The sequence below is a fragment of the Psychrobacter sp. FME6 genome (assembly GCF_014861365.1).
Classification (GTDB): Bacteria; Pseudomonadota; Gammaproteobacteria; order Pseudomonadales; family Moraxellaceae; genus Psychrobacter.
Genome location: NZ_RRYW01000039.1, coordinates 21,674 through 28,679, shown reverse-complemented (window position 1 = coordinate 28,679; position 7,006 = coordinate 21,674). Strand labels below are relative to the sequence as shown.

At 40.8% G+C, this 7,006-nt stretch carries 7 protein-coding genes; 2 read left to right on the top strand and 5 right to left on the bottom strand.

Annotated features, from left to right (window positions below; all coding sequences use genetic code 11):
• Window positions 1–49 precede the first annotated feature (49 nt).
• Window positions 50–1,288 carry a site-specific integrase gene (locus tag EI162_RS07555; protein ID WP_192523769.1) on the bottom strand — a complete coding sequence of 413 codons (1,239 nt, stop codon included), beginning with the start codon at window positions 1,286–1,288 and terminating at the stop codon, window positions 50–52.
• Window positions 1,289–1,770: 482 nt separating this feature from the next.
• On the opposite strand from EI162_RS07555, the gene EI162_RS07550 reads away from it, so the two are divergent.
• Complete coding sequence (locus tag EI162_RS07550; protein ID WP_192523768.1) at window positions 1,771–1,917, top strand: hypothetical protein; 147 nt, start codon at window positions 1,771–1,773, stop codon at window positions 1,915–1,917.
• A gap of 173 nt (window positions 1,918–2,090) precedes the next feature.
• On the opposite strand, the gene EI162_RS14835 is transcribed toward EI162_RS07550, so the two are convergent.
• Complete coding sequence (locus EI162_RS14835) at window positions 2,091–3,803, bottom strand: ComEC/Rec2 family competence protein (RefSeq protein ID WP_192523767.1); 1,713 nt, start codon at window positions 3,801–3,803, stop codon at window positions 2,091–2,093.
• 189 nt (window positions 3,804–3,992) lie between these two features.
• Here EI162_RS14835 and EI162_RS07540 point away from each other — a divergent pair, with 189 nt between their 5' ends.
• A complete protein-coding gene (locus EI162_RS07540; RefSeq protein WP_318779301.1) occupies window positions 3,993–4,571 on the top strand; it encodes a DUF2062 domain-containing protein in 579 nt (192 codons plus the stop codon).
• A gap of 39 nt (window positions 4,572–4,610) precedes the next feature.
• Here EI162_RS07540 and EI162_RS07535 read toward each other — a convergent pair whose 3' ends face one another.
• From EI162_RS07535 to EI162_RS07525, 3 genes are all read right to left on the bottom strand, one after another.
• Window positions 4,611–4,919, bottom strand: coding sequence for a hypothetical protein (locus tag EI162_RS07535; RefSeq protein WP_192523766.1), 309 nt, complete (start codon window positions 4,917–4,919; stop codon window positions 4,611–4,613).
• 90 nt (window positions 4,920–5,009) lie between these two features.
• On the bottom strand, window positions 5,010–5,690 hold the full coding sequence (gene lolD / locus EI162_RS07530) for a lipoprotein-releasing ABC transporter ATP-binding protein LolD (protein WP_192523765.1): 681 nt from the start codon (window positions 5,688–5,690) through the stop codon (window positions 5,010–5,012).
• A 43-nt stretch (window positions 5,691–5,733) separates the two neighbouring features.
• Window positions 5,734–6,969, bottom strand: coding sequence for a lipoprotein-releasing ABC transporter permease subunit (locus EI162_RS07525; RefSeq protein ID WP_192523764.1), 1,236 nt, complete (start codon window positions 6,967–6,969; stop codon window positions 5,734–5,736).
• Between the last annotated feature and the right edge of the window lie 37 nt (window positions 6,970–7,006).

Sequence of the window (7,006 nt, the reverse complement as noted above, 5' to 3'; positions counted from 1 at the left end):
GCGTAACTAAAATCTCCCAAGTTTATGTGTACGGATTTGACGGCAGGGGTCACATAAATAAATTAGTAAATGCATCTGCGGTATCAGCCATAACCCTATTATTTTCAATGAATTTTATATATTTCATCGTCGTACTCTCATCTTTATGGAGACAAGCCTCTTTTACAAATTGAATAGAATCACTAACTGGCATAAACCTTAATGCTACTTTTATCAATTCAGTAGCGAAAGTAGCTCTTGTCCTGTGGAAATTAAATCCCTCCATGACTTTTAAACCTTCTTTTCTTCCTTTGGAGCGTAAACGCAACATCCCAACATTAACTGCACGATTATCATCACTATTGTATGAATTGCCATACCTAGATAAAAATATTAAGTCCTGATTTTCTGAAGAAGCTAATGCCTGACGCTTTAAACGCCGATTACTCATACAGTAATCTAAAAGGTTATTTAGTAGTTCTTCAGGAATTGGAACTGATCCTGTTACGCTAAATTTTGTTGCGACTGGTGGCCTAGCCCCTGGGCCTACAGATAAATATTTCCAACCAACATTAGGAGTTGTTGTGGCATTTCCTAAAGAACTCATTTTTAAATCAGTAATTGAACCTAAACGTAGACCAGTAAAAAAACCTACTCTTAGCATGAGGGTCAACTCCTCTGAAGCATATTTATCAGCTAAGTTGATAATTTCTTTCATAGCAGCAGACGAAACAGGCATAACGCCATCTTCAAGTTGTAATGCACCAGAAACCTTTCGGTTTGGTATTGCTAGATCTGTACTTGCTACTCGCATCGTATGATCTAAACCAAATGAGGTCGTAATTTTTATTTTGAAAATTCGTTCTTCCCACATCGCTCTCTCAGGAGAGATAAAGCTTCTATCATGCATCCATCTATAGAATCTAATAACTGTTGCCATTCTCTGAGAAGTTGTGCTTGGAGCTATCTCTCCTCTATTCCTTGCATTAATTAGTACACCTCTATAGCGAGTGAGGCAGCGTTCACTTTCTCTTTCAGGAAAATGCCACCATGCTATTGATTCGCTCTCTAACCATTTCGCATATGCATAAATATGAGACATATTAGAACGAACGGTTTTAATATCCTGCCCTAATGAATTAGAATTATATAATGCCCATAGGTTTGCCTCTGTCCAAGGTCTATTATTACCCCACACTATTTGAGGAAGTTTTTTAATATTCGGTCTTTTCAGGCTTGTCCAAACTACCGAGCCTCCCTTAACCTGAATTCTTTTATGCTGATAACAAATAAACTCAAGTTTAGCCATAGTAACGACACCTAAATTATTTAAATAAGATTAATTAACTATTAAATAAATATTAATCTCAAATAATAAGCAAAAAAAATAGCGAAAAGCACCTTTTATGTTTTCACATTAAAGGATGCTGTTTCGCTATAATTATTCCTATGTTCAAACATGAACATTAGGTACCTATAATACTACTACACATTAGGCTTTTTAGCAATGAAGAGATCATGTGGTATCACTTGAATGTGTTAGGTATATCTACCAATGAGCTAGTAGGCCATGCATTCAACAAGCGCATTACATCAAATTTAGTATTCCGTACACTCAATATATTAGTTAAGAATAAAAGACCCTTCAAGGATTTAATCGTTTACTCTGAAAGAGGCTGTCAACACTATAGCAACGAGTATTGCAAGGTCATAAACCAACATGAATTTCAAGACTCAATGTTCAAGCATAGCAACTGCTTTGATAACACGACTATAGAAAGCTGCAGGGGTATGTTGAAGAATGAGCTGGAGTACCACCAAGACTATGAAATAGAACTTGAAGTCATTAATGATATTACAAAATATATTGAGCCTGAATATATTGAGCCTGAGTATAACCAGGCTCGGATTCAAAAAGGTTTGGGTTATAAAGCATGAAGACAAATGTGGTTTGATTATCATGATCACGTTGCTTAACTATTATTTCTCAAGCTAAAACCTATGAGATTGACAATATGGACCAAAACCCTACTTTCAAGTTTTCTTGTTTGTTGAAGGGGCATTACCCTTATTATTATAGTTAGAACTAACTCATGTATTATTGTCACTAGCTATATATGTGTGGTGTAGAATTTAAAATGCATATGTAACGTGTACCACAATGATGCTTTGCCAAACAGTAATAAAGTAACAGGTAATAAAGTGAGAAATAGCCAAAACTGGAGTTTAAATACCCGTCTACTTATTATCCAAAGGTGCTGTGACACAGTATTGATCACACTCGCTTTATCAGAATTGTTTTTATGAGGTAAAGAGGATTGCCTATACCGATAGGAGCTGTCGTCATACTTGAGTAATAGCGCCACTGCAATAAAGGATAGCCAATAACCAGCCTGCCATAATACATACGGATCGAGCCATGCCATCAGTATAGCCAGCGCAAACAATACACGCATCGTACCGACAGGCAATAACGTTAAACGCACCAAACCTATCGCTAATAACATCCATGCGGTACGAGCAGCAGGCACATCAAAGCCAGTAAATAGCGCATAAATAAAAGCAGCACCAATCATCACCCACCAGCGTACTTGCCAGCGCGGAATATGACGGTAAAATACTGGCCATAGCCGATCAAAAAACGAGACGACTGTGCCGGATAGCATAATCGCTAAAAACAATACATGCGTCCCTGAGATAGCAAGTAGATGTGAGATACCCGCCAATTGGTATAAATCTTTGGTGTCACGGTTGATTAAACTGCGGTCACCTGTAAGCAAGCTTAATGTCACTGCCTTAGCTTGTTGCTGTGCGGTGGTCTTTTCTTCCCAACCCTTATGAAAATGCTGCCGTAACTGCCAACGTCCTTGGTCAATATAGGTACGAAAACGCTGAAAATATGAGTCAGAAGAAGCGGTCAGATCTAATGACTCGGTATTAGGAATAGTCGATGCGCTGGTAGCCAGTATATTTGCGACCCCATCGATATGACGACCTCGCAACCAACGATAGCTGTCAAAGCCAGACGGGTTATTTATTGCTTGCTCAGAGCTCTCAAGCGGCGCCAGCGTCAGACTCATAAATAGCTGATCACCAGGCTGTAAATAATTTAAATTGGTAAATTCGCTATTACCAGAAGGAGTTTGAGAAGCTGACTTTGATGAATGCTTTGGATAAGCATTGAGCAATATACGGTATTTGACGTTTTGATTGTTATTATGAGTTAGAGTGGCCGTATTTAATTTTTTTGTATCTGAGTTTTGATTATTTAAGTCGATACTGCTTAGGCTATTTTTATCATCTTCTAAATAATTAACCTTACTATTATCTAAATCTTGCGCTGTAAGCTTAGACACTAAGGGCGTTATATGGCTAATAGTAGCAACTTGTCGATAACCACTTTCTGTGCTGGCATCATAGACACTATCACTCACCCCCTCGATAGTCACTAGTGCTTGTACCCGCATAGGCTCAGAGATTGCTGCAGCTTCTGCATGTTGATGGCTAACCAACGCTTGCACTGCACTTCCTATAATTAGCCCAATTGCTAATATAGAAAATGACAAATAATATATAATGCGAAATGAAGGTTTAGCGCTACGAGGGCAATGGCTAGAAGGGTTTTGAGCAGTATTATTGATATGTACTGATGGTATTTTAAACTGGGCAATCACGATCAATATAATGGCAAAAATAATTAATGCTAAAGAGAAGCTATTATTAATATCCAACAGGAACGAATGAGTTGGCAACGCCGTATTATCCGCGACTGCCAAAACGCCCATCATAGCGACAGTAATTAAGCTACCAATTAACCAGTACACTAGCAACTCACCCCTTGTGCAATAGCATTTATATCATTATTACCCTATACTGATTAAAGATATTGAACGACGATTATCTAATATCCTCATTCCATATATTTTTATTAGTGCTTTTTATTACTAACCTCACTTTATACCAGCCCATCAATGCGCTTGAGCGGACTGTAGTTAACGATTAAAGGCGATCCTGTGCCCCAAAAACGTCTCAAAGACCTGCTTCCTACCCCAGAGAAAATCTTAGAAAGCCGCACCTTAAAATTGTTTGCACCGCATTTGGCTGATCCACGATTATGGCATTTTAATCGTCATAGCCTAAATAAAGCGGTATATATTGGTGTGCTTAGTGCATTTTTCCCATTACCTGGACAGATGTTATTGGCATTGATCGGCGCCCTTATTTTCCGTGCTAACGTACCAATGGCACTTGGTTTGACTTGGATTACCAACCCGATAACCACACTGCCTGTGTTTTATGCAGGGTATTATATCGGCGCCAAAATTCTTGACGTGCCGATGATTAGCTTGCGGGTTATCGGTAGAATGATTTCTGACTTTAGTTTGTGGATTGTATCCGATGGTGCCAATCCATTCATTACTTATAAAGGCACAGTATCGATTACTGCTTTTTGTTTGGGTTTAACTATCTTGGCAGTTATCAGTAGCATTATATGCGGCTTAGCGTTCAAAGCCATATGGCGCTATAAAACCATCACCAGCTGGCAAAAACGCCAGTCCAATAATGCAGCTGATAAACCGCCTAAACGTTAAGACACTCCTCCAAAAAATATGTAACACAGCACAGCGCTCTCAATCGTCTTCGCTATTTTTTTCCATCGCTTCAAGAATATGTTCAGTAAGCTTCTCTTCCATTATAAACACACCAATCACTTCTTCGTTTTTGAGTAACGTGTAGCGCTTACCCGTCGCGCTGTCTTGAGCCTTTAAATCGTAATCAACACCGGCTAAGGTGATCGCATCAAAAACTGGCGTAAGCAGATCTATTTGTGCTTGTTTATCAATCGTATCGAACAACGTCGGATCCATATAGGGCTTGAGTGGCTCATTGCCTTCTTCGGCACTACCAAAGGCGGCAATCGGGTCTTCGTTTTTGTCCATAATCCTCATCTCTATTCAATGGATAGACTGCTATATCATCACTGCTGTTTATGCCGTCAGCAGTGTATTTATTTTGGCTGCGTAACGTTGTTAATACTGTTCCCAATGACCATTACGCAATAATAACTGCCGATCTGCAAGTGCGGCTAAATTGCGATCATGAGTCACCATCAGTAAAGCGGTTTGCATGGTGTTTTGCAATTCTGTTAACAGCCCAAAAACACTTTGGGCGTTATCATAATCCAAGTTACCTGTTGGCTCATCTGCCAAAATAAGCGATGGCTTAGTCACCAGAGCACGAGCTATCGCCACACGCTGACGCTCACCACCTGATAGCTCACCCGGTCTATGTGCCAAACGATGCTCAAGACCGACACTGGTTAAAATATCAATGGCTTGTTGACGCGCTTCAGTCGTCGATACTTTTGGGCGCATCAATAATGGCATGGCGACGTTTTCAATGGCGGTAAACTCTGCCAATAAATGGTGAAATTGATAAATAAACCCTAAGTATTTATTGCGCATCGCACCGCGTTCAGTCTCATTCATATTGTTTAATAACTGGCCATGTAACCAGACTTCACCGCTGGTTGGCGTATCAAGCCCACCTAGTAGGTGTAACAAAGTGCTTTTCCCTGAACCACTAGTCCCAACAATAGCAATGCGCTCCCCAGCATTGACGTTCAAATCTAAGCCGGTCAATACTTGAGTACTGACCGCCCCTTCATCATATATCTTATTGATATTGGTCGCCTTCAAAATCGCAGACATAGCACTTCCTTTATTTTATTTATAGTGGCATTCATACCTTTAATTACTCGTAACGTAGCGTTTGCGCCGGCTGAATTTTAGCCGCTCGGCGTGCTGGATAAATGGTGGCCAAGAAGCTCAATATAAATGAGGCGCTCGTAATCAACACCACATCGGTCAAGCGCAGCTGCGATGGCAGATAGTTAACAAAATAGGCATCAAATAAGTTTAGGCCAAAGGTCTGGTTGATAAAGCCCAAAATATCACTAACCGTCAGCGCAAATATCACACCCAATATCGTGCCCGCAATCGTACCGATAAAGCCGATAACGATACCCTGCACCATAAACACCTGAGTAATCAAACGCGGCGAGGCGCCAAAGGTTTTTAGAATAGCGATGTCTGCTTTTTTATCTGTGACCAGCATGACCAAACTTGAAACAATGTTAAAGGCGGCGACCAAGATGATTAAGAATAGCAATAAACCCACCATTGCTTTTTCCATTTGAATCGCCCCAAATAAGTTGCCATGCGTCTGTGTCCAATTACTAGGATACAATCGTCCAGGGTCGATCGCTGCTGCTTTTTCTGCCGCTATTGGCGCACTAAAAATATCCACAAGTTTCATACGTACACCCTGTGCGCCTTCTGGCAGACGTAGCAGTTTTGCTGCATCTCCCATCGGGATAAACGCCATCAGACTATCTACCTCAGGACTGATCGTATATATACCCGTCAAGGTGAAGCGCTTAAATCGTGGTATCACGCCAGCAGGCGATGGAGAGGCTTCCGGTAGCACCAAAGTCACCTTATCACCCAACTGCAACCCCAAAGATTGCACCATCTCTTCGCCTAGCACAATACTGAAATCACCGTTATGCAACGTATCAATGCTACCTTCGACCATATGCTCGTTGATGATTGAGACATTTTTTTCGTATTCAGGATCGACGCCTGTGACCATAATCCCTGCGACCTGACCATTTGAGGTCAGCATACCTTGCAGCTGGATAAAAGGCGCTACAGCGGCGACTTCTGGGTCTTCTTTAATTTCATCAGCCAATTGCTTCCAATCATCGATAATCTCAGTCGAGACCACGGTTGCTTGCGGCACCATACCCAAAATACGTGTTTTTAGTTCACGGTCGAAACCATTCATGACCGATAGCACCGTAATCAATACGGCAACCCCAAGAGTCAGACCAATCATCGAGATCAGCGATATAAAGGAGATAAAACCATTACTACGCTCTGCGCGGGTGTATCGCAAGCCAATAAATAACGCTAAAGGACGAAACATATTCAAACTCTTTATCTTATCTACGTGCGACTTTGTA